20 protein-coding genes, 1 tRNA gene and 1 pseudogene are annotated in these 16,960 nt (G+C 44.7%); 4 read left to right on the top strand and 18 right to left on the bottom strand.

Features of this window, described 5'->3' with window-relative positions; all coding sequences use genetic code 11:
* Nucleotides 1–98: 98 nt before the first annotated feature.
* Together lpxH and ppiB are read right to left on the bottom strand one after the other, a co-directional pair.
* Nucleotides 99–821: a UDP-2,3-diacylglucosamine diphosphatase gene (lpxH, locus tag ABR397_RS09260; protein WP_350305488.1), complete on the bottom strand. Its 723-nt coding sequence runs from the start codon at nt 819–821 to the stop codon at nt 99–101.
* A 10-nt stretch (nt 822–831) separates the two neighbouring features.
* Nucleotides 832–1,326 (bottom strand): peptidylprolyl isomerase B, encoded by a 495-nt coding sequence (gene ppiB / locus ABR397_RS09255; RefSeq protein ID WP_350305487.1) that lies wholly within the window; start codon nt 1,324–1,326, stop codon nt 832–834.
* A gap of 268 nt (nt 1,327–1,594) precedes the next feature.
* Between ppiB and cysS the strand changes: the two genes are divergently transcribed.
* Nucleotides 1,595–2,980 (top strand): cysteine--tRNA ligase, encoded by a 1,386-nt coding sequence (gene cysS / locus ABR397_RS09250; protein ID WP_350305486.1) that lies wholly within the window; start codon nt 1,595–1,597, stop codon nt 2,978–2,980.
* A gap of 70 nt (nt 2,981–3,050) precedes the next feature.
* Here the strand turns inward: cysS and ybcJ are convergent, their stop codons facing one another.
* Entirely contained in the window at nt 3,051–3,263 is a 213-nt protein-coding gene (ybcJ, locus tag ABR397_RS09245; protein ID WP_350305485.1) for a ribosome-associated protein YbcJ, read from the bottom strand.
* A complete protein-coding gene (gene folD / locus ABR397_RS09240; RefSeq protein WP_350305484.1) occupies nt 3,263–4,138 on the bottom strand; it encodes a bifunctional methylenetetrahydrofolate dehydrogenase/methenyltetrahydrofolate cyclohydrolase FolD in 876 nt (291 codons plus the stop codon). The genes ybcJ and folD overlap by 1 nt, the downstream gene beginning before the upstream one ends.
* A gap of 196 nt (nt 4,139–4,334) precedes the next feature.
* Here folD and ABR397_RS09235 point away from each other — a divergent pair.
* Nucleotides 4,335–4,411, top strand: a tRNA-Arg gene (locus tag ABR397_RS09235).
* Nucleotides 4,412–4,576: 165 nt separating this feature from the next.
* A complete protein-coding gene (locus ABR397_RS09230; RefSeq protein ID WP_350305483.1) occupies nt 4,577–5,791 on the top strand; it encodes a tyrosine-type recombinase/integrase in 1,215 nt (404 codons plus the stop codon).
* 210 nt (nt 5,792–6,001) lie between these two features.
* On the opposite strand, the pseudogene ABR397_RS09225 reads toward ABR397_RS09230, so the two are convergent.
* The 3 genes and pseudogenes from ABR397_RS09225 to atoD form a co-directional block, all read right to left on the bottom strand.
* Nucleotides 6,002–6,614: pseudogene (locus tag ABR397_RS09225) on the bottom strand (IS30 family transposase); the annotation flags it as partial.
* Nucleotides 6,608–7,258 (bottom strand): CoA transferase subunit B, encoded by a 651-nt coding sequence (locus ABR397_RS09220; protein ID WP_350305482.1) that lies wholly within the window; start codon nt 7,256–7,258, stop codon nt 6,608–6,610. The gene ABR397_RS09220 and the pseudogene ABR397_RS09225, both read right to left, overlap by 7 nt.
* On the bottom strand, nt 7,258–7,920 hold the full coding sequence (gene atoD, locus ABR397_RS09215) for an acetate CoA-transferase subunit alpha (RefSeq protein ID WP_350305481.1): 663 nt from the start codon (nt 7,918–7,920) through the stop codon (nt 7,258–7,260). The genes ABR397_RS09220 and atoD overlap by 1 nt, the downstream gene beginning before the upstream one ends.
* Before the next feature lie 1,339 nt (nt 7,921–9,259).
* Between atoD and cspE the strand changes: the two genes are divergently transcribed.
* Nucleotides 9,260–9,475, top strand: coding sequence for a transcription antiterminator/RNA stability regulator CspE (gene cspE, locus ABR397_RS09210; protein WP_046973791.1), 216 nt, complete (start codon nt 9,260–9,262; stop codon nt 9,473–9,475).
* A 283-nt stretch (nt 9,476–9,758) separates the two neighbouring features.
* Here the strand turns inward: cspE and ABR397_RS09205 are convergent, their stop codons facing one another.
* The 11 genes from ABR397_RS09205 to ABR397_RS09155 are packed head-to-tail and all read right to left on the bottom strand — an operon-like array spanning nt 9,759 to nt 16,953.
* Nucleotides 9,759–10,376, bottom strand: a complete 618-nt coding sequence (locus ABR397_RS09205; protein ID WP_350305480.1) for an HrpE/YscL family type III secretion apparatus protein — start codon at nt 10,374–10,376, stop codon at nt 9,759–9,761.
* Nucleotides 10,355–10,981, bottom strand: a complete 627-nt coding sequence (locus tag ABR397_RS09200; RefSeq protein WP_350305479.1) for a Yop proteins translocation protein K — start codon at nt 10,979–10,981, stop codon at nt 10,355–10,357. Before ABR397_RS09200 ends, ABR397_RS09205 begins: the two co-directional genes overlap by 22 nt.
* Nucleotides 10,981–11,718 carry a type III secretion system inner membrane ring lipoprotein SctJ gene (gene sctJ / locus ABR397_RS09195; RefSeq protein WP_350305478.1) on the bottom strand — a complete coding sequence of 246 codons (738 nt, stop codon included), beginning with the start codon at nt 11,716–11,718 and terminating at the stop codon, nt 10,981–10,983. The genes ABR397_RS09200 and sctJ overlap by 1 nt, the downstream gene beginning before the upstream one ends.
* Nucleotides 11,719–11,724: 6 nt before the next feature.
* The gene (gene sctI, locus ABR397_RS09190; protein WP_350305477.1) at nt 11,725–12,063 is read right to left on the bottom strand and encodes a type III secretion system inner rod subunit SctI; all 339 of its coding nucleotides are present in this window, start codon (nt 12,061–12,063) and stop codon (nt 11,725–11,727) included.
* Nucleotides 12,063–12,629, bottom strand: a complete 567-nt coding sequence (locus tag ABR397_RS09185) for a YopR family T3SS polymerization control protein (RefSeq protein ID WP_350305476.1) — start codon at nt 12,627–12,629, stop codon at nt 12,063–12,065. The genes sctI and ABR397_RS09185 overlap by 1 nt, the downstream gene beginning before the upstream one ends.
* Nucleotides 12,622–12,978, bottom strand: coding sequence for a YscG family type III secretion system chaperone (locus ABR397_RS09180; RefSeq protein ID WP_350305475.1), 357 nt, complete (start codon nt 12,976–12,978; stop codon nt 12,622–12,624). The genes ABR397_RS09185 and ABR397_RS09180 overlap by 8 nt, the downstream gene beginning before the upstream one ends.
* A 2-nt stretch (nt 12,979–12,980) precedes the next feature.
* Entirely contained in the window at nt 12,981–13,235 is a 255-nt protein-coding gene (gene sctF, locus ABR397_RS09175) for a type III secretion system needle filament subunit SctF (protein WP_350305474.1), read from the bottom strand.
* Nucleotides 13,219–13,440 carry an EscE/YscE/SsaE family type III secretion system needle protein co-chaperone gene (locus ABR397_RS09170; protein WP_350305473.1) on the bottom strand — a complete coding sequence of 74 codons (222 nt, stop codon included), beginning with the start codon at nt 13,438–13,440 and terminating at the stop codon, nt 13,219–13,221. The genes sctF and ABR397_RS09170 overlap by 17 nt, the downstream gene beginning before the upstream one ends.
* Nucleotides 13,437–14,708: a type III secretion system inner membrane ring subunit SctD gene (gene sctD, locus ABR397_RS09165; RefSeq protein WP_350305472.1), complete on the bottom strand. Its 1,272-nt coding sequence runs from the start codon at nt 14,706–14,708 to the stop codon at nt 13,437–13,439. The genes ABR397_RS09170 and sctD overlap by 4 nt, the downstream gene beginning before the upstream one ends.
* Nucleotides 14,705–16,543, bottom strand: a complete 1,839-nt coding sequence (gene sctC, locus ABR397_RS09160; RefSeq protein WP_350305471.1) for a type III secretion system outer membrane ring subunit SctC — start codon at nt 16,541–16,543, stop codon at nt 14,705–14,707. The genes sctD and sctC overlap by 4 nt, the downstream gene beginning before the upstream one ends.
* The gene (locus tag ABR397_RS09155) at nt 16,531–16,953 is read right to left on the bottom strand and encodes a YscB family type III secretion system chaperone (protein WP_350305470.1); all 423 of its coding nucleotides are present in this window, start codon (nt 16,951–16,953) and stop codon (nt 16,531–16,533) included. Before ABR397_RS09155 ends, sctC begins: the two co-directional genes overlap by 13 nt.
* Nucleotides 16,954–16,960 lie beyond the last annotated feature (7 nt).

Raw genomic sequence — 16,960 nt, 5'->3', positions numbered from 1 at the left:
TTAAGGCCGCGAATCATACCATGCTCGCAAGCTAAGGAAAACGATTGCGTTGCTTTATATTTGGGTTGCGTGGGTTGGGTGTGAGTGTTCCCTATCAATCAGAATGGGAAAAAGATAAGATCCGTTGATTCGCTGGTTACTTTGAACATTGATCCTTGATGGTGCCATGCACCAAGCACTCCGCGGTAGTATATTTTGTTATGCAGAGAAATTTCATGTACAGCCGGGCGGTGAGTATGTCCGTGTATCATCCAGTCTGCTTGATATCGCTCAAAAACATCAATAACGGCTTGCTGATTGACATCCATGATTGCTGCGGATTTTCTATTGTTGACAGATTGGCTATTTGCCCGCATTTTTTCGGCGATTTTCTGACGGATAAACAGAGGTAATAATAAAAACAGGCGCTGAATCCACGGGGTATGTACCCGTTTACGGTATTGTTGATAACCTTCGTCATCAGTACACAAAGTATCTCCGTGTAAGATAAGCACCCGCTTACCATACAGTTCCACTATTTTTTCCTGTGGTAACAGTATCATTCCGCTTTCTTCAGCGAAGCGGGAGCCGATCAGAAAATCACGGTTACCATGAATAAAATAACAGGTAATACCTTGTTGTTTCAGTGTTTTTAATGCAGCGGCAATTTCATGGTGGAGAGGATTGTTATCATCATCGCCAATCCAGTAATCGAACAGATCACCGAGAATATAGAGACTATCCGCCTGAATAGCATCCTCACGCAGAAAACGCAGAAAACCGGCAGTGATTGCCGGTTCGTGTTCGCTGAGATGTAAATCTGCGATAAAAAGTGTGCACATACGCGCTGAATTACTCGCTGACAGTCACTTTTTCGATGATAACGTCTTCGCGTGGTACGTCTTGGTGCATGCCGCTGCGGCCAGTAGATACACCTTTGATTTTATCAACAACATCCATACCTTCGACCACTTCGGCAAATACGCAGTAACCCCAGCCATCAGGACGTTCAGAACGGAAGTTCAGGAAATCATTATCAACAACATTGATGAAGAACTGTGCAGTCGCGGAGTGTGGATCGTTGGTACGTGCCATAGCCAGAGTACCACGGTTGTTTTTCAGACCGTTATTGGCTTCGTTTTTGATAGCCTCGTCAGTCGATTTTTGCTTCATACCAGGTTCAAACCCACCACCTTGAATCATGAAGCCATTAATAACACGGTGAAAAATAGTGTTATCGTAGAAGCTATTGCGGCAGTAGTTCAAGAAATTTTCAACAGTTACAGGAGCTTTATCGGTGAAAGTATTAATTACGATATCGCCAAAATTGGTATGGAAAGTCACCATAATTGAAATCCTAATAATAGTTTTGATTAACCCGGTTTAGGGCATTTGGACCAGGCGGCTTTTATATCACATCTGCCATAATGAGTCAGTACCTATTAATTTCAGTAAGCTATATTGACCGCTGACCTTGCAAAGCGCTTAATATCAGGTTTCAATATCTTATTGGTCTATGCCATATCGAGTATTTATTATGAGATAAGGACATAAATCCAGAATTATCAATTCGTTATTTTTAATCACACGTACAGTGAATTTACGGAAAATCCCGATGCTAAAAATTTTCAATACCCTCAGTCGTCAGAAAGAAGAATTTAAGCCAATCCATCCAGGGAAAGTAGGGATGTACGTGTGTGGTATCACGATTTATGACCTGTGTCATATTGGTCACGGCAGAACATTTGTTTCTTTTGATGTGGTTGCCCGTTATCTGCGCTATTTGGGATACGATTTGACCTATGTGCGCAACGTGACCGATGTTGATGACAAGATCATCAAACGTGCAGCAGAAAACCGTGAAAGTTGCGATGAGTTGACCAGCCGTATGCTGGCGGAAATGCATAAAGATTTTGATGCGCTGAATATTTTACGTCCTGACTTGGAACCACGTGCGACCCGTCATATCCCAGAGATTATTGAACTGACGGAATCATTGATAAAACGTGATCATGCTTATGTGGCGGATAATGGTGATGTCATGTTTTCCGTCGAGAGTGATCCGGATTACGGATCACTTTCCCGCCAGGATCTCAGCCAGTTACAAGCAGGTGCACGAGTAGAAGTAGCTGATGTCAAGCGTAACCCAATGGATTTCGTATTGTGGAAAATGTCTAAGCCGGGCGAACCAAGCTGGGAATCGCTGTGGGGAGCTGGTCGTCCTGGTTGGCATATTGAATGTTCTGCCATGAACAACAAACAGTTAGGCAATCATTTTGATATTCATGGTGGTGGTGCTGATCTGATGTTCCCGCATCATGAAAATGAAATTGCTCAGTCTACCTGTGCTCATGATGGCCCGTATGTGAATTATTGGATGCACTCTGGAATGGTGATGATGGATAAAGAGAAGATGTCTAAATCGCTGAACAACTTCTTTACTATCCGTGACGTACTGGAATATTACGATTCAGAGACGGTACGTTACTTCCTGCTGTCAGGCCATTATCGTAGCCAGCTTAATTACACTGAAGAAAACCTGAAACAGGCGCGTACTGCGCTTGAACGTCTATATACTTCTCTGCGTGGCACGGATGCTTCTGTACAGCCGACAGGTGGTGAACTGTTTGAGACGCGTTTCAAGGAAGCGATGAATGACGATTTCAATACACCAGAGGCTTATTCGGTACTGTTTGATATAGCACGTGAAATCAACCGATTGAAATCAGAAAATATGGCCGCGGCGAATGGCCTGGCGGCTGAGTTACGAAAATTGGCGGGTATTTTAGGTTTATTGGAACAAGAGCCGGAACAATTTTTACATAGTGGTGTTCAGGCTAATGATGAAGAAACTACTAAAATAGAAGCACTGATTAAACAGCGTAATGATGCCCGTAAAAACAAAAATTGGGCGCTGGCGGATTCTGCCCGTAATCAGTTGAATGAGATGGGGATTGAGCTGGAAGACGGCCCGCAGGGAACGAGTTGGCGTCGTAAATAAGTTAGATATATTTTTGAGCCACTGAGCTGGCTTTATAAAATAGGCTCCCTTTTGGTGGAGCCTATTTTAGTTATTCTTTGATGCAAACAGAATCACCGTTGAAGGTAACAACCTGCCCGGCAATAATTTTGCAGCGTTTGCGCGTCTCTGTTTGACCATTGACTTCGATCAGACTTTCAGCAATAACTGCTTTGGCGGCCGCCCCGCTTTCACTCCATCCTTGAAACTTCAGCAGATCACACAGCTCCACATGAGGATGGCCTTCTAAATAAAAAATTTCCATTAACAACCTTCAGTTTTTTCCACGTTGTGGTATTCCTCGCAGGCTTGCAAGGTGTTCTGGATCAGAGTAGCGACTGTCATTGGACCAACACCACCTGGAACGGGCGAAATCCAGCTTGCTCGTTCTGATGCGGTTTTAAAATCAACATCACCAATGACCTTACCGTCTTCTAGACGGTTAATGCCTACATCAATAACGATAGCGCCTGGTTTAATCCATTCACCGGGGATAAAGTTCGGTTTACCGACAGCCACAATTAGCAGATCCGCATGTTCCACATGGTGGCGTAAATCTTTGGTAAAGCGATGAGTCACCGTGGTGGTACAGCCAGCCAGCAACAATTCCAGACTCATTGGACGACCAACAATATTTGAAGCGCCGATAATGACGGCATTCAGGCCATAAGTATTAATTTCGCAGCGCTCAAGCAACGTTGCGATACCGCGCGGAGTACAGGGGCGCAGTTTTGGTGCACGTTGACACAGACGGCCAATATTATAGGGATGGAAGCCATCAACATCCTTATCAGGTTGGATACGTTCCAGAACTTTGACATTGTCGATACCGGCAGGTAAAGGGAGCTGCACCAGAATTCCATCAATTTCTGAATCGTTATTGAGTTGATCGATAAGGTTCAGTAACTCTGCTTCACTGGTAGTATCTGGCAGATCATAAGAACGGGAGACAAACCCGACTTCTTCACAGGCCCGGCGTTTGCTTGCGACATAAATCTGAGAAGCGGGGTTTTCCCCTACTAAAACAACGGCAAGACCGGGAGCTCGTTTTCCCGCTGCGACACGTTGTTGAACACGTTCTGCGACTTCTCTTCTGATTGTCTGCGCAATCGTTTTCCCGTCAATAATTTTTGCTGACATGCACTAATAAATCCATAAATCAAACATTGGGATACCGCCTATTTTGTCAGAACATGAGCGTGCTGTCAGTTTTATTGATAATCAGAAAATAGACAGATGGAGATTTATAAGCAGAAAAGCCATTGACTCAAGGGTTTGTCCCCGTATAATCTCACCCCGCATCAAAGCATTACAGATGCAGCTCATCTCCCAAGATGCGCCCTTAGCTCAGCTGGATAGAGCAACGGCCTTCTAAGCCGTAGGTCACAGGTTCGAATCCTGTAGGGCGCGCCATCTCCAAGTATCCAAACGTCTTTTAAAGTCTACAAATTACTTAAAAAACAAAGAAAACCAAGAAACTACAATCTATCGATGTCTACTAGGGTATGTTGAAATCTACAGATCTCTGGGGGCATAATAGGGGGCATTGTTAGGTTCAATCAAAATAGATGCCCCCAAATGAAGTTGACAGCCAGACAGATAGAGACCGCGAAGCCCAAAGACAAATCGTACAAACTCTCCGATGGTGGGGGCATGTACTTAGAAATTTTCCCGAATGGTTCCAAATGTTGGCGGCTAAAATATCGTTTTGCTGGCAAAGAAAAGCGATTGGCATTTGGTACTTATCCCACTGTAACTTTGGTAGAAGCCAGAAACAAAAGGGAAGATGCCAAGAAAATATTGGCAAATGGCGATGATCCAGGGCAGGCCAAAAGACAGGTAAAAAGAGAAAAGGCTCTCATCGTAAATAACAGCTTCGAAAAAATTGCCCTTGAGTGGCACGCTTGCAAGGCTCCTAACTGGTCAAAGGGATATGCAGATGATCTTTTAAAAGGCTTCACAAAAGATATTTTTCCTTATATCGGTAAACACGCTATCACCGATATCAACCCCTTAGACATGCTCACCGTCCTGCGTAAAATGGAACAACGCGGCGTTCTTGATAAGTTGAAAAAGATCAGACAGGCATGTAATCAAGTTTTCAGATACGCAATTGTCACGGGAAGAGCAGAATATAATCCTGCGGCTGAATTGGTTGGCGTATTAGCGACACCAAAAGCCAAGCATTTCCCACATTTGAATGTTGATGAATTACCTGCATTTTTACAGGCGATTTCCCTCTATAGCGGAAGTAAAATTACTCAAATCGCTACCAAATTACTTTTACTTACCGGATTAAGAACAATAGAGCTGCGAGCCTCTACTTGGACAGAAATTGATTTAGACAAAGCAATTTGGGAAATCCCGCAAGAACGCATGAAAATGCGTCGGCCTCATATTGTTCCGCTTTCTGAGCAAGCTTTGGCTTTGCTGAGAGAGTTGGAAGCGATCACAGGCCGATTTAACTTTGCTTTTCATGGTAGGAATGATGCAAGTAAACCAATGAGTGAAGCCGCCATTAATCAGGTTCTTAAGCGTATAGGTTATGATGGAAGGGCAACAGGCCACGGATTCCGCCATACAATGAGTACAATTTTGCATGAACAAGGCTATAGCTCTGCATGGATTGAAACACAGCTTGCACATGTTGATAAGAACAGTATTCGGGGAACTTACAATCACGCTCAATATCTGGATGGTCGTAGGGAAATGCTGCAATGGTATGCGGATTATATGGATATGTTGGAGCGAGGTGAAAATGTGTTGATCGGAAAATTTGGCAAAAGGGCGTAGTGGATAAGTTCCATATGTTAATCTGTATTAACTGAACATTTTAGGATGGCTTTTGAACAATGCTGATGAATGAATATTGCTGTTTAAATTGGTTTGATATCGATAAATATGAAGAATATGTTCATTCCTTAAACCATGAACAATGGTTTCTGGCTTTGCAAATACGGCATGAATATTGGAACTTAGATTCACATAATAAGTGCAACATCGTTAATCTGGAAGTAAACATGTTCGTATTCCTTTAAATAATTCATTCGGTATTTTCCCACCCCGTGTTTTTCGAGGGCAATTATTTAATCGGTTTACCACAAAATTTATTTCCTGATCAGAGATTTCATTAAAATTGGTCCCCTTTGGGAAGTATTGTCTGATTAACCCATTGATATTCTCATTGATCCCTCTTTCCCAAGGCGAATAAGGGGGAGCAAAGTAAATTTGGGTTTCTAATTCTTCACTGATGATTTCATGATCTGCGAACTTTAAACCATTATCGAACGTGATGGTCTTAACCTTTTGTTTTAACGGGTATAATACTTTCACGGCCGCTTTCGCGACTTCTGATGCCCGCTTGCTATCAAGTTTAACGATAATTGTATACAGCGTCTTGCGGTCAACCAATGTTAATAAGACACTTTTTTATCTTTCCCTATTATCGTATTTCCTTCCCAGTCCCAATACGTTCTTTTTTATCAACAATTTCCGGGCGTTCATCAATACTGACCCGATTTTTAATTTTACCTCTTCTTTCATCGCGACCATAGCGTTTGCGATAGGGTTTTCTGGCTATTCGCAGATGTTGCCATAAATCACCCCCCTCTATTTTGGAATAGGCATGGCTTTGAGATCATGTGCGACGCTGAATTCTGCTTCGGTTTTTTCTCTTAGAGTTTCTAGTGTGATGCCCGGTGCATATTCTTTCAGGATTAACTGGTCCTGCTCAAAGTAGAATACGCCCAGTTCGGTGACGATCATCTTGACTTTATTGACGGCGGTTAGCGGCAGGGTACATTGCTTGAGGATCTTTGCGGATCCGTTTTTGGTACAGTGTTCCATTGCAATAATCACTTTTCGGGCACCCGTGACGAGATCCATTGCGCCCCCCATACCGAGCACCATTTTCCCCGGTATCATCCAACTGGCCAGATTGGCATGTTGGTCAACTTGCAGAGCACCCAGCACGCAAGCGTCTATGTGACCACCGCGGATCAGGGCAAAAGAGAAGGCACTGTCAAACATGGCGGCACCGGGCAGGATGCCACAGGGTTTTCCTCCGGCATTGACCAGATTCGGATGGGGCTCTGTAACGGGGCCAAGGCCCAGAAAACCGTTTTCTGATTGGAGGGTAATATGAATGTTATCAGGCAGATAGTTCGCTACTAGCGTGGGAATACCGATGCCGAGGTTAACAACGTCGCCGTCTTGTAGCTCAAGTGCGATACGGTGGGCAATAAGTTGTTTGATGTTCATTATGAGTTTCCCTCTGGATAAACGATATAGTCAATCAGTGCGCTAGGTGTCATAACGCAGTCCGGTGCAATCTCACCCACTTCAACTAATGTATCCGGCTCGGCAATTGTGATATCCGCAGCCAGAGCGATAACTGGGTTAAAATTACGGGCGCTTAACTGATAGGTCAGATTGCCCTGATGATCGGCAAGATGAGCTTGAATCAACGCCAGATCTGCGCGTAGTGGGAGTTCCAGTAAATAGTCTATTCCATTGAGGGTTATTTTTTGTTTCCCTTCTTCTACAAAGGTACCGACTCCGGTAGGGGTCAGGAATCCGCCCAAACCTGCTCCACCGCAGCGAATACGTTCGATCAATGTTCCCAGAGGAACCAGTTCCACCTCTATTTCTCTAGCAATCATTTGGCGTCCAGTTTCTGGGTTAGTGCCAATATGCGAGGTGATAACTTTTTTCACTCTATGATTAACAATAAGAGGACTGATACCGAAGTCGACACGGCCAGTATCGTTAGCAATCAGAGTCAGATCTTTTACACCGGAATTGAGTAATACAGTGATTAAACCAGGAGGCGTACCTACGCCTATAAAACCGCCTACCATGATGGTCATTCCATCATAAAAATGCGCGGTGGCTTGCTGTATGCTAATGAGTTTATTTTTCATCAGTTAACCTCTGGGAAATCCTGTCTTTCTGGGAGGGAAGGAGGCAGTTTTCCGGTTAGAACGGTTAATTTTTTCATTTTTACATTTTCCTATAGGGTATCCCTTTCTTCGATTTCAGCTAGATAGATAATGATGAGTATAGCTAAAGAGATTATCAGTGCAGATTGCATGATCATTTTTATGCGCAGAGTATGTGGTGATAGCTTGTTAATGTATTGTGCAAAACCGGTAAAGACTGGGGCATAGAAACCAGATCCTTAGGGATAATAGGTACTATGTGACAGTAAGACCGTTATTCGGAGTATAAATTGTTGCAGAGTTGGGGCAAAGGGTAAAATGGCTTAATGTGAAGAATTTCTAATGATTTTGATTCGATTTAACCTTATGGGCGTATGGAGCTGGACTGATTTATTAATGCCGAGAGGTACGGCATCGTATTTAAATAACGTTTCATAATTCTGCTACATATGGCCTTCTTCAACCCATTGTTATACATGGAATTATTTGTGGTATAAGGTGTGGAGCTATTTTGGAATCTTATTTACTAACATAGGACAGGCCAATTTTTAAATTGGACTTTTTACAAATTAATTATGTTCTTAACGTAGTGGAATCTGATCGTAAATTCAAATAATTTGCTGAAAAATCATAAATAAAGCAACATGTGATTGTTTGGCTAGTTCGACAGTTTTTAATTCTTGGCTTAAGGCTACGCTTTGAGGTGGCTTTTTTCGTATCTCAATACCATAGCCAAGTCTTTACGGGATTTGCAAGAGTAAGACCATGTTTCCGCAGATATTCAATTGAATTTCTGAGCTGAGCCCAGATGCAGATATAGTAGAATACATTGGTATTATAGTGAATTCAGTCAATGTTATTGAGCGTAATGGGTGCTCTAATGCTGCTATATGCTGTTAGATAGTTGTAAAAGCGTGTGGACAGTGTACGTTTCAATTCCAGTAGTTTGTTAAGTGAGTCATCTAATCTCCGGCATTCCAAATAGGGTTTTGGGATAAGAACTTTTTATAATTAGTCAGTTATAGTGTTGGCGGTGCTATGCAGTATGCATAAATCAGCAATTTGGGAAAAGGGAAACATCAAATAGAAAAAAATAAATGAAATTAAAATTTGCTAAATGTCAGTATATGTGATTTAATGTCTTCACTGGTTTGGAAGTACAGACCTACTTTATGAAAAGCAAGTTAAAGCAGTTCACCATTTAGCGTTATCCACGATACCACTTCATTGCGAATTCCTTCTAATTAGTACCCATAAGTAAAACTGAAAAACAGACCTAATATGCCTTATGGCAACTTAAATAAAATTAAAGGAAAATTCTATGTCTAGTGCAATGACTGGTTCAGTAAAATGGTTTAATAACGATAAAGGTTTTGGCTTTATTTCTCCGAAAGATGGTAGCAAAGACGTTTTTGTTCATTATTCTGCAATTCAGAGCAATAATTTCAAAACGCTGGAAGAAGGACAGGAAGTTTCATTCTCTATTGAGAATGGTGCTAAAGGTCCATCAGCAGTAAATGTTATCGTATTATCTTGATTTAACTTAACTGCTTAAATTCATTAACGACTTTACAATAGCGATGAAGGTAATATCCTGAGCAGTTAACGTCGTTAATAAGTAAAAACCCGCTTAATTGCGGGTTTTTCGTATGTGTACCCGCCAAAATGTTACATGTTATTCCCAGCCTATTATAGAACAAATCCGGCAAGAGAAATGTATACCGGATTATCTTACGGATAAGGGAATATAAGCCTAGATATCAGATAGAGTGAATCAAAATGTTTTGTCAAAATTTCACTCTATTATAATGACGAAATAGTCAATTCTGCCATTGATTGTTAATGGCGGACATGAGTGCGTCGAGTTGACTATCTAAGCTGGCATCAATGATCCCGACTTCTGTTTCCAGAATGCAGCCGCCTTGATCGAGGCGATCATCCGCTGTGACTTCTAAGTAACCGATCTCAGGAAAGTCTTTATGTACCCGGGATATCTGTTCGCGTACTGCTGTGGCCTGTTCAGGATTAACTCGCAGGATGACCTGTTTTTGGTTGCTGACTAATGAAAGGGCTTCACGAACCACCTGTAAGGTAAGGGAAATCTGGTCATAATTCTTCAGGATTTTACGAACAGCTTGCAATACCACATTGCTCATTTGTTGCTCGACTTGTCGGTAATATTGCTGACATTGGAGCTGGGTTTGGTGAATCAAATTGGCTTGTTCTGTGCGGGCAGCATCAATACCGGCCTGCCAGCCTAACTCTTTTTGTTGCTCATAAACGGTCTGAGCTTCACGTTCAATTTCCTGAGCCTGGATCTGGGCGGCATCAAGTAGAGACTGGGCGCTGAGGCAGATTTGATAGTCTGCTTTACGTAATATCAGAAGTTCAGGAGAAAATTGAAGATGTTCTTTTGTTATTTTAATAAAAGGTAACATTCTGTATTCACTTGTTTAGCCAGTTTGAGACACAATGCCTGTGCCAGTGGTCGTTCTGCCTGGCTGATAGGCCAGGCAGAGGAATTGTTATTAGGGGGAAGCCGTAAGCTCAGGCGTTTGGCGAAATCGGCAGGGAGTGGTTCCATGGCCATTAGCCAAAACTGTAAGGCACAGGTACGAAAATAATTCGCATTGATTTCTGGTGGCAATGAACGTTGCCAACCAGTCGGCCAGTTGCCGATAATGATGTCGAGGTACTTTAAGCAAAAGTGATGTCCCTCTCTCCCAAGCGCGTCATGTAAATGGCGAAGTTCTGCCGCCAACAGGCAATGGCGAATAGCTTGCCCGTGAAGTAAAGCTCCCAGCCAGGTAAAAAGTTGTTCTAAGTATGATTGCTCCAGTAAGGCAATGTTTCCCAATCCGGCGGGTAACTCGTAATCCACATTCAGGTCAAATTGAGTCAACAGTAGCCCATTGACTCTGGGAGAGCTACGCCATTCAGGAAGGGAGGACAAGACTGAAAGCCAATCTGGTGATAGATGGTCCGCATGAATATAACTGGCAGGGCAAAACCGAAATTGGTAGGGTGTTAATGTTGTTACCATTATTGCATCCTGCTTCGGTGCCACAGGAACTGAGCCAGATTGCTGATGAATAACAAGGCCAACAATAAAACCAGAATTCCAATCAAGCGGCCTTGTGATTCTTCAGTAACCTGGATAGAAAATAGTGTGGAATAGCGTGGTGCTAACGGTACCTGACGCACGCCCGCCGCAGGGACTAATACGACGCTAATGCGGTCATAACTCAATCCTTCGATGCTGTTATTGACCAGTTGCTTTATCTGGGGAATGTAAGTATCGAGTTGAACGTCAGCTGCGTGTTTGATAAACACAGAAGAAGAGGCCGGCGATAACTTTTTACCCAGTCTGTCTTGCTCCTCAGGTAAGACCACGTGTACCCGTGCTACGAGTACGCCATCGATCTCAGAAAGCGTTCGGGCAATCTCTTGTGCTTTGGCGAAGTTGAGCCGCGCCCGCTCTTCTACCGGTGAGGAGATCAGGCCGTCTTTAGGGAAGACATCCTGTAGAGAGGAGAAGTTCTCCCGTGGATACCCTTTGCGTTTTAGCACTTCAACAGCTTGTGCGACATCGGATTCTTCGACTAACAGCTTGATATTGCCATCTTTGTCTGGTTGCTTATCAGAGGAAATTCCTGCTTCCCTGAGCAAGGCCAGCATTTCGTTGCCTTCTTTTTGGCTAACTCCAGTATAGAGTTCGATTTTACATCCTGTCAGCATGAGGACAGCTAACAGGATGCAGATTATAGGGTGTTTCTTCACGGCTCCTCACTGGGCTTTCATTAGGGTTTCAACGTTTTGATTCAATCGTCCTACTGTTTTGGCAATCAGCTCTTCTTGCAGGGTAATCCGCATTAGAGACCATTGCATTTGCATCAAGCTATTGGGATCACTGCCGGGGACTGCCAGCTGTGCTTCCAGATCTTGTTTAGCCTGAGTAAGTTGTTGTTTATACTGGCCCAACTCGCTGATCAGGTTGTTTTCAAGCCCCTGATCTTGATTGGACATAGCCAGTTCAAAATGTGCAATATTTTCGGCGCTGGCCTGAGGTGTGTTGAGTTCATCCAGGCTGGTTATCAGTGTCTCGCTTATTTGTGGCAGGTCCATTATTCCTCCAAATCGAGTTTGTGTGAGTTTCGGATCAGGTTATCCACCATACCGTTACGGGGGATAAGTGTCTGCAACTCACGTCGGATTAGGTCACTCAGGTACTCATTACCGTCTAGAGATTTAATCTCGCCGAGTACTTTGAGAAGGACAGTTTCCTGTTGTCGACCTGTGGGCGCGAATTCACGAACAATCGCTCTGAGTTCTGGTAAATCCAGTTGTGGCTTGACGGGTAATGTCAGGCCGCCGAACTGCGACCACAGATGTTCTTGTACTGGGGCAATAAGTTTGCCCTCTAACTGAGCACGTTGGGAGGGCTGGCTATCAGTTGATAAGGTCTGATGCCATTGCCAGACGATTTTTTGCTGGGTTGTCGGATTGAAGTCACCTAAAACTTCTTCCAGAGATGCTCCTTGTATCCAGCGTTGTTGCCGCTCTTTCAGCGTCTGCTGATCTGGCATGAGTTCCAGTGCCTGTTCAAAGTCGTGCTTGTGCACAACGCTGACCGAAGGCTGTGCTGTTGGTTGCGACGGGATGTTGTAAGATGGTCCTTCGATCCTATTCATGGGTCAGTTGTTCTCGCATACCGTCGACAAAGGACAACAATTGCGGATCGTCACTGCCCGCCATTCGCGTCAGCCTTTGTTCCAGGGCTGATGCTAGCCCCAGACGCCATTCACACAAAGCCAACCAGGGTTCCAGACTGGGCCAGGGAAGATCCCGGCCAAAATCCAGAGCCTGTTGATATTTGCCTTGGTTCGTCAGAGAAGAGAGCCGAATCAGGTTTGCGGCTTCTTGCCCTTCTTCGCTTAATAGCAGCCAATTGGCAATAATATTGGCTTCGTTATGGCAGTGGTGGCCGCTTCCAACCAGAGCAATATCTGCCAGTAGCCCTTTGAGTGAACGTGTTGTCATAATCAGATCTTCTGTAATATGCTCTGCATCAGATCCTTCATGGACCGGGTGACGGTAGAGTTAATATTGTAGATGACTGACCACTTGTTAATTTTGTGCTGTAATTCAGCTAGCAAGGCGGGGTTATCTGGACCGTTTTTTAGTGCGGTGATTGCATTACTAACTTCGGTGTTGGCCTCGTCGGCTTTCCCATTAAGTTGAGTACCAACCTGATCGAGTGTATTGACTGTGCCTGTGTGGCTAAAAATCTGAGCCATGATGGTCTCCTTCTGTTGTGTTAAGTATTGTGATTGCAGCTTGAATGGCGTCAGCCTCCTGCTGCCATTGTTGGTATTCTTGTACAGAACCCCCACGTCTCAGGCGTTGTTTGATATCGTTCAGCGCCTGAGAGAGGCGGTGTTGAATTTCGTTGACATAAGTGGGATCAGCACCAAACAGTCGTGCCTCCAAGGATGTCATCATAAAGCTGGGCTCCTGTTAAGTTTGACGATAAATTGCTGCTCACCTTTGATAATAACAATAGCGTCTCGACGGATAGCTTCGATCCTCAAACCATTTTCTGTTGTTGCTCCAACGGGATAACGCAGGTTATTTTTTAGTACCACGTAAGGCACACGTCCCAGAGAAACCGCCCGGACGTCGAAATTGAGTTCATCATTGCGGGAGAGCCGGTTGTTATTCAGTAATACCAGTGTTGGTCGGTTGCCGAATTCTTGCTTGAATACTTGTTGTAAGCGGTAGAAATTATGAGTCTGGAGTTCATCTAATTGACCTGTGAATTCGATACGATCGCTTTTATCCTGATAGGTCAGCGAGTTGGGTAAATCATGTTTAGCCAATAGCATATCCAGCCGCTTGAGATGGCCGCCAGTTAGCCGCGTCTGGTTTTCTATACCGAGTAGACCCGGAACATCACGTTTGAGCAGTGACTCAATGTCATTCCATTGTTGATCAGGATCAGTTAATTCTCCCGTAAGACGGATCCAACCGGGTAGTTTGCCATCGCCGCTCTGGACCTGGGTATAGCCTAATTTTTGTAAAATGAAATCCACCCCCTGACGTAATTCCTCCATGGTACGTAGCTCCAGCCGATAATTGAGAGAGTGAGTATCAAGATACTGTTGCAGTGCCAATCGTTGATGGTTGAAGTTCACGTAACCTTTGAGCAGCAACGGCTCATTATTGGGCATCATTTGTACATTAACCTGACGATAGGCTGAATCGTTATTAAGGAAACGGCGTAGTTCCTGTTCGGCCATACCATGGGATGGGTTATGCCTTTGCCATCCTTCATGTCCAAGCAGAGCCAAAAAGCCGAGTGCCAACACCAAACAGAGTATCAGCATCCCGCCGGCAGCCCGGCTACGATTTTGCCGGGCAGGGCGCTGGTGTGGTGTTACCGCCGGTTCAGCGAGTTGATTTGGGAATGTCTGTTGTTGGTCACAGAAAGCCCATAGTAACGGCCCCGCCTCTTGGCGAGCCAGTGCTTGTAGTGAAACCCCCGGTGATAGGGATTCACCATTCTGACTTGGTACTGTTTCACCGGCCCATTCCAACAGGCGGATTGAGTCTGATTCTACTTCTAAGATGAGGTGCACAGGAGCAACATCTTCATCTACCAGAACGATATCTGCTTGTAAGGGATCCGAGCCGATGGCTAAGCGCCCTTCGGCTAGATTGACCTCAATACTTTTATTCAGTCCGCGGTAGAAGCGAATTTTCCAACTCATCTGATCGCCTTATCTTGCGCACGAACACACCAGGTATCCTTAAGTGAACATTGTTGTTCAATGACTCGCCATCCATAAGCCTTGCCCATTCGGCATGGGGCTAAAAATGAGCTTTTACCTGCTTGCCGTAGCGTTTCTTGCACTTGACGGGCCGGGGATAAAGATTGGCATTGCGCGCCAGCCAGTACTTTACTCAGAGAAACGCTCTGATTAGAGAGATCTTGTGTTGCCAGTAACCGATGGCGCAGATCTTGTCCGTTGCCAAGAGCCAGATAATGAGCTATCCCACCATCAATCAGCCGTGGCTCAATAATAAATAGTCGTACTGATCGTCGAACTTGTTCAGTGGTACTGCGGAACAAAACACCCAGATAGGGGATATCGCCTAAAAATGGCACTTTGCGCTGGGTTTCACTCATCTCGTCACGGTAGATGCCGCCGATCAGTAAGCTTTGCCCATGCCCAACCCGGGCAACGGTATCAACAATGGTTCGGCTGATAGTCGGAATGCCATCCAGGCCTGAACTGTTGGGCTTCTGGTTACCATCTTCAATGTGAAGACTCAAACTGATTTCAGGAGAATCTCCGATTTGGATGACTCTGGGAGTCATGCGCAGCATCGTGCCATAGGTGAGGCTTTTAAGCTCGGCAACCCGTTCACCATTAACTTTTACGTAGTAGGTTTCATTGTGGTCAATGACCGCTTGAGTATTCTCCTGAGTTAAAAGCGTCGGGCGGGAGACTACCTGAGCGCTGCCTTTACTCTCTAACAGGGTTATTTTAGCTAGTAGATAATCCAAGCCACGGCGATCAACTAAGCTACCCAATGCCGCTGAGCCGATGCTCTCCCCTTTTTCCTTTTTCTCCCTAGTAGTGGTGATATCGATAAGATGGCGAGGTCCGGTATTGATGCCTACCTGCCAGTCGACACCCAGTTCAGAAAGGTTGTCAGCGTTGATGTCGACGATGGAAAGTGCAACTTCAATACGTGCAGAGGGTTTGTCCAGTGCGTTGATTAAATGTGCGTACATGGACATCCTTTCCGGGGTGTCACGTACAATGATTGCGTTTAGGGACGGTTCTGCCTGTACAACAGCACGGCTTGAATGGTTTCCTCCCATAGACGATGCTGTTTCACCAGTGACAGTCGTCACATTGGCATCGCTGAGCAGGCGGGAGAGAATAGTGGCAATGCCAGGCGCCTCAATATTGCTATCACGATACTGGATCTGACGGTCTGTGACTGAGGCGTATTTTAGAGGGAAAATTTCTACTGTTAACGCTCCGGTTTTTTCGCTACGCAGCAGTGATTGCTGTTCCAGTGCGGACGCAGTCTGATCGACCAGTTCAAGATAACGGGGAGGGCCTGATATGTACACCAGTTGGTTACCTGCATCTGGACGCCAGCCAAAGCGGGGTTCCCAAATACCGGAACGTTTCAGGGCTTGCTGTAGCTCTGTTGCGTTGGTTTGTTCAAGCTTAAGGAGACGCGATTGTATTTCACTGTTTTTGAATACATAAAGCACACTCCCATCGTAATACCAGACTAGGTTATAGAGAGAGGATAAATGTTGCAGGAATTCCTGAGGGCCATTTTGTTCAAAATGGCCGTTAACCTGATCGGTCACCTTATCGCTGACAACCACTGATGCGTCATAGTTAGCGCCGAAATTAACCAGCACATCCCGCAAGCTTTCTCCTTTTGCCAGATAGTCATAAGGCATGGGCAGCCAATCCAGATCCTGGCTAAAAGCCGAAGAGAGCATCACGCTACTGATACTCAACGACAACAGTAAGGAACGGCACAGCCGTTGGAACTGTTTCATGGCTGCCATATTACTTGTTTCCATTGAGGGGAAGATTGCGTTTCCGATAATAATTCCATAATTTGTCCCAATAAATCGACATGCATAGTTAGCATCTGTTCCAGGATTTGAACATCCAAATTGTCAGGATCAAGGCGAGCCTCCAGAATAAGATTCTCTGATTCATCTAGGGTTAATGCGTGGGGAGTATGACGTCCCCAACGAGTGACTTGTTGCAACAGTGTCTTCAGTTGTTCAGTGCCTGATGGATCTTTTGGGTTATGGCGCCAGTTTAGAGGGCTGGATAACACAAATTCAGTTCCTTGTTGGCGAAGAAACAGGTTGTAGTTATCAATGTGCAAATGGTAATGCCCTCGTTTGTCGGAAACAAAAGGTTTCTGGCCCAGGCGACTGGCCAAATGATTGAGTAGAGTTTGCATGTTTCCT

It is taken from the genome of Photorhabdus viridis (assembly GCF_040256935.1).
GTDB classification, from domain to species: domain Bacteria; phylum Pseudomonadota; class Gammaproteobacteria; order Enterobacterales; family Enterobacteriaceae; genus Photorhabdus; species Photorhabdus viridis.
Note: the sequence above shows the minus strand (reverse complement) of the source record. Positions and strands in the feature narration are given on the sequence as shown.

What these genes read in the sequence shown, in the direction of transcription:
- lpxH (WP_350305488.1), bottom strand. Translation starts at nt 821, where the DNA reads ATGTGCACACTTTTTATCGCAGATTTACATCTCAGCGAACACGAACCG.
- ppiB (WP_350305487.1), bottom strand. Translation starts at nt 1,326, where the DNA reads ATGGTGACTTTCCATACCAATTTTGGCGATATCGTAATTAATACTTTC.
- cysS (WP_350305486.1), top strand. Translation starts at nt 1,595, where the DNA reads ATGCTAAAAATTTTCAATACCCTCAGTCGTCAGAAAGAAGAATTTAAG.
- ybcJ (WP_350305485.1), bottom strand. Translation starts at nt 3,263, where the DNA reads ATGGAAATTTTTTATTTAGAAGGCCATCCTCATGTGGAGCTGTGTGAT.
- folD (WP_350305484.1), bottom strand. Translation starts at nt 4,138, where the DNA reads ATGTCAGCAAAAATTATTGACGGGAAAACGATTGCGCAGACAATCAGA.
- ABR397_RS09230 (WP_350305483.1), top strand. Translation starts at nt 4,577, where the DNA reads ATGAAGTTGACAGCCAGACAGATAGAGACCGCGAAGCCCAAAGACAAA.
- ABR397_RS09220 (WP_350305482.1), bottom strand. Translation starts at nt 7,258, where the DNA reads ATGAACATCAAACAACTTATTGCCCACCGTATCGCACTTGAGCTACAA.
- atoD (WP_350305481.1), bottom strand. Translation starts at nt 7,920, where the DNA reads ATGAAAAATAAACTCATTAGCATACAGCAAGCCACCGCGCATTTTTAT.
- cspE (WP_046973791.1), top strand. Translation starts at nt 9,260, where the DNA reads ATGTCTAGTGCAATGACTGGTTCAGTAAAATGGTTTAATAACGATAAA.
- ABR397_RS09205 (WP_350305480.1), bottom strand. Translation starts at nt 10,376, where the DNA reads ATGTTACCTTTTATTAAAATAACAAAAGAACATCTTCAATTTTCTCCT.
- ABR397_RS09200 (WP_350305479.1), bottom strand. Translation starts at nt 10,981, where the DNA reads ATGGTAACAACATTAACACCCTACCAATTTCGGTTTTGCCCTGCCAGT.
- sctI (WP_350305477.1), bottom strand. Translation starts at nt 12,063, where the DNA reads ATGGACCTGCCACAAATAAGCGAGACACTGATAACCAGCCTGGATGAA.
- ABR397_RS09185 (WP_350305476.1), bottom strand. Translation starts at nt 12,629, where the DNA reads ATGAATAGGATCGAAGGACCATCTTACAACATCCCGTCGCAACCAACA.
- ABR397_RS09180 (WP_350305475.1), bottom strand. Translation starts at nt 12,978, where the DNA reads ATGACAACACGTTCACTCAAAGGGCTACTGGCAGATATTGCTCTGGTT.
- sctF (WP_350305474.1), bottom strand. Translation starts at nt 13,235, where the DNA reads ATGGCTCAGATTTTTAGCCACACAGGCACAGTCAATACACTCGATCAG.
- ABR397_RS09170 (WP_350305473.1), bottom strand. Translation starts at nt 13,440, where the DNA reads ATGATGACATCCTTGGAGGCACGACTGTTTGGTGCTGATCCCACTTAT.
- sctD (WP_350305472.1), bottom strand. Translation starts at nt 14,708, where the DNA reads ATGAGTTGGAAAATTCGCTTCTACCGCGGACTGAATAAAAGTATTGAG.
- sctC (WP_350305471.1), bottom strand. Translation starts at nt 16,543, where the DNA reads ATGGCAGCCATGAAACAGTTCCAACGGCTGTGCCGTTCCTTACTGTTG.
- ABR397_RS09155 (WP_350305470.1), bottom strand. Translation starts at nt 16,953, where the DNA reads ATGCAAACTCTACTCAATCATTTGGCCAGTCGCCTGGGCCAGAAACCT.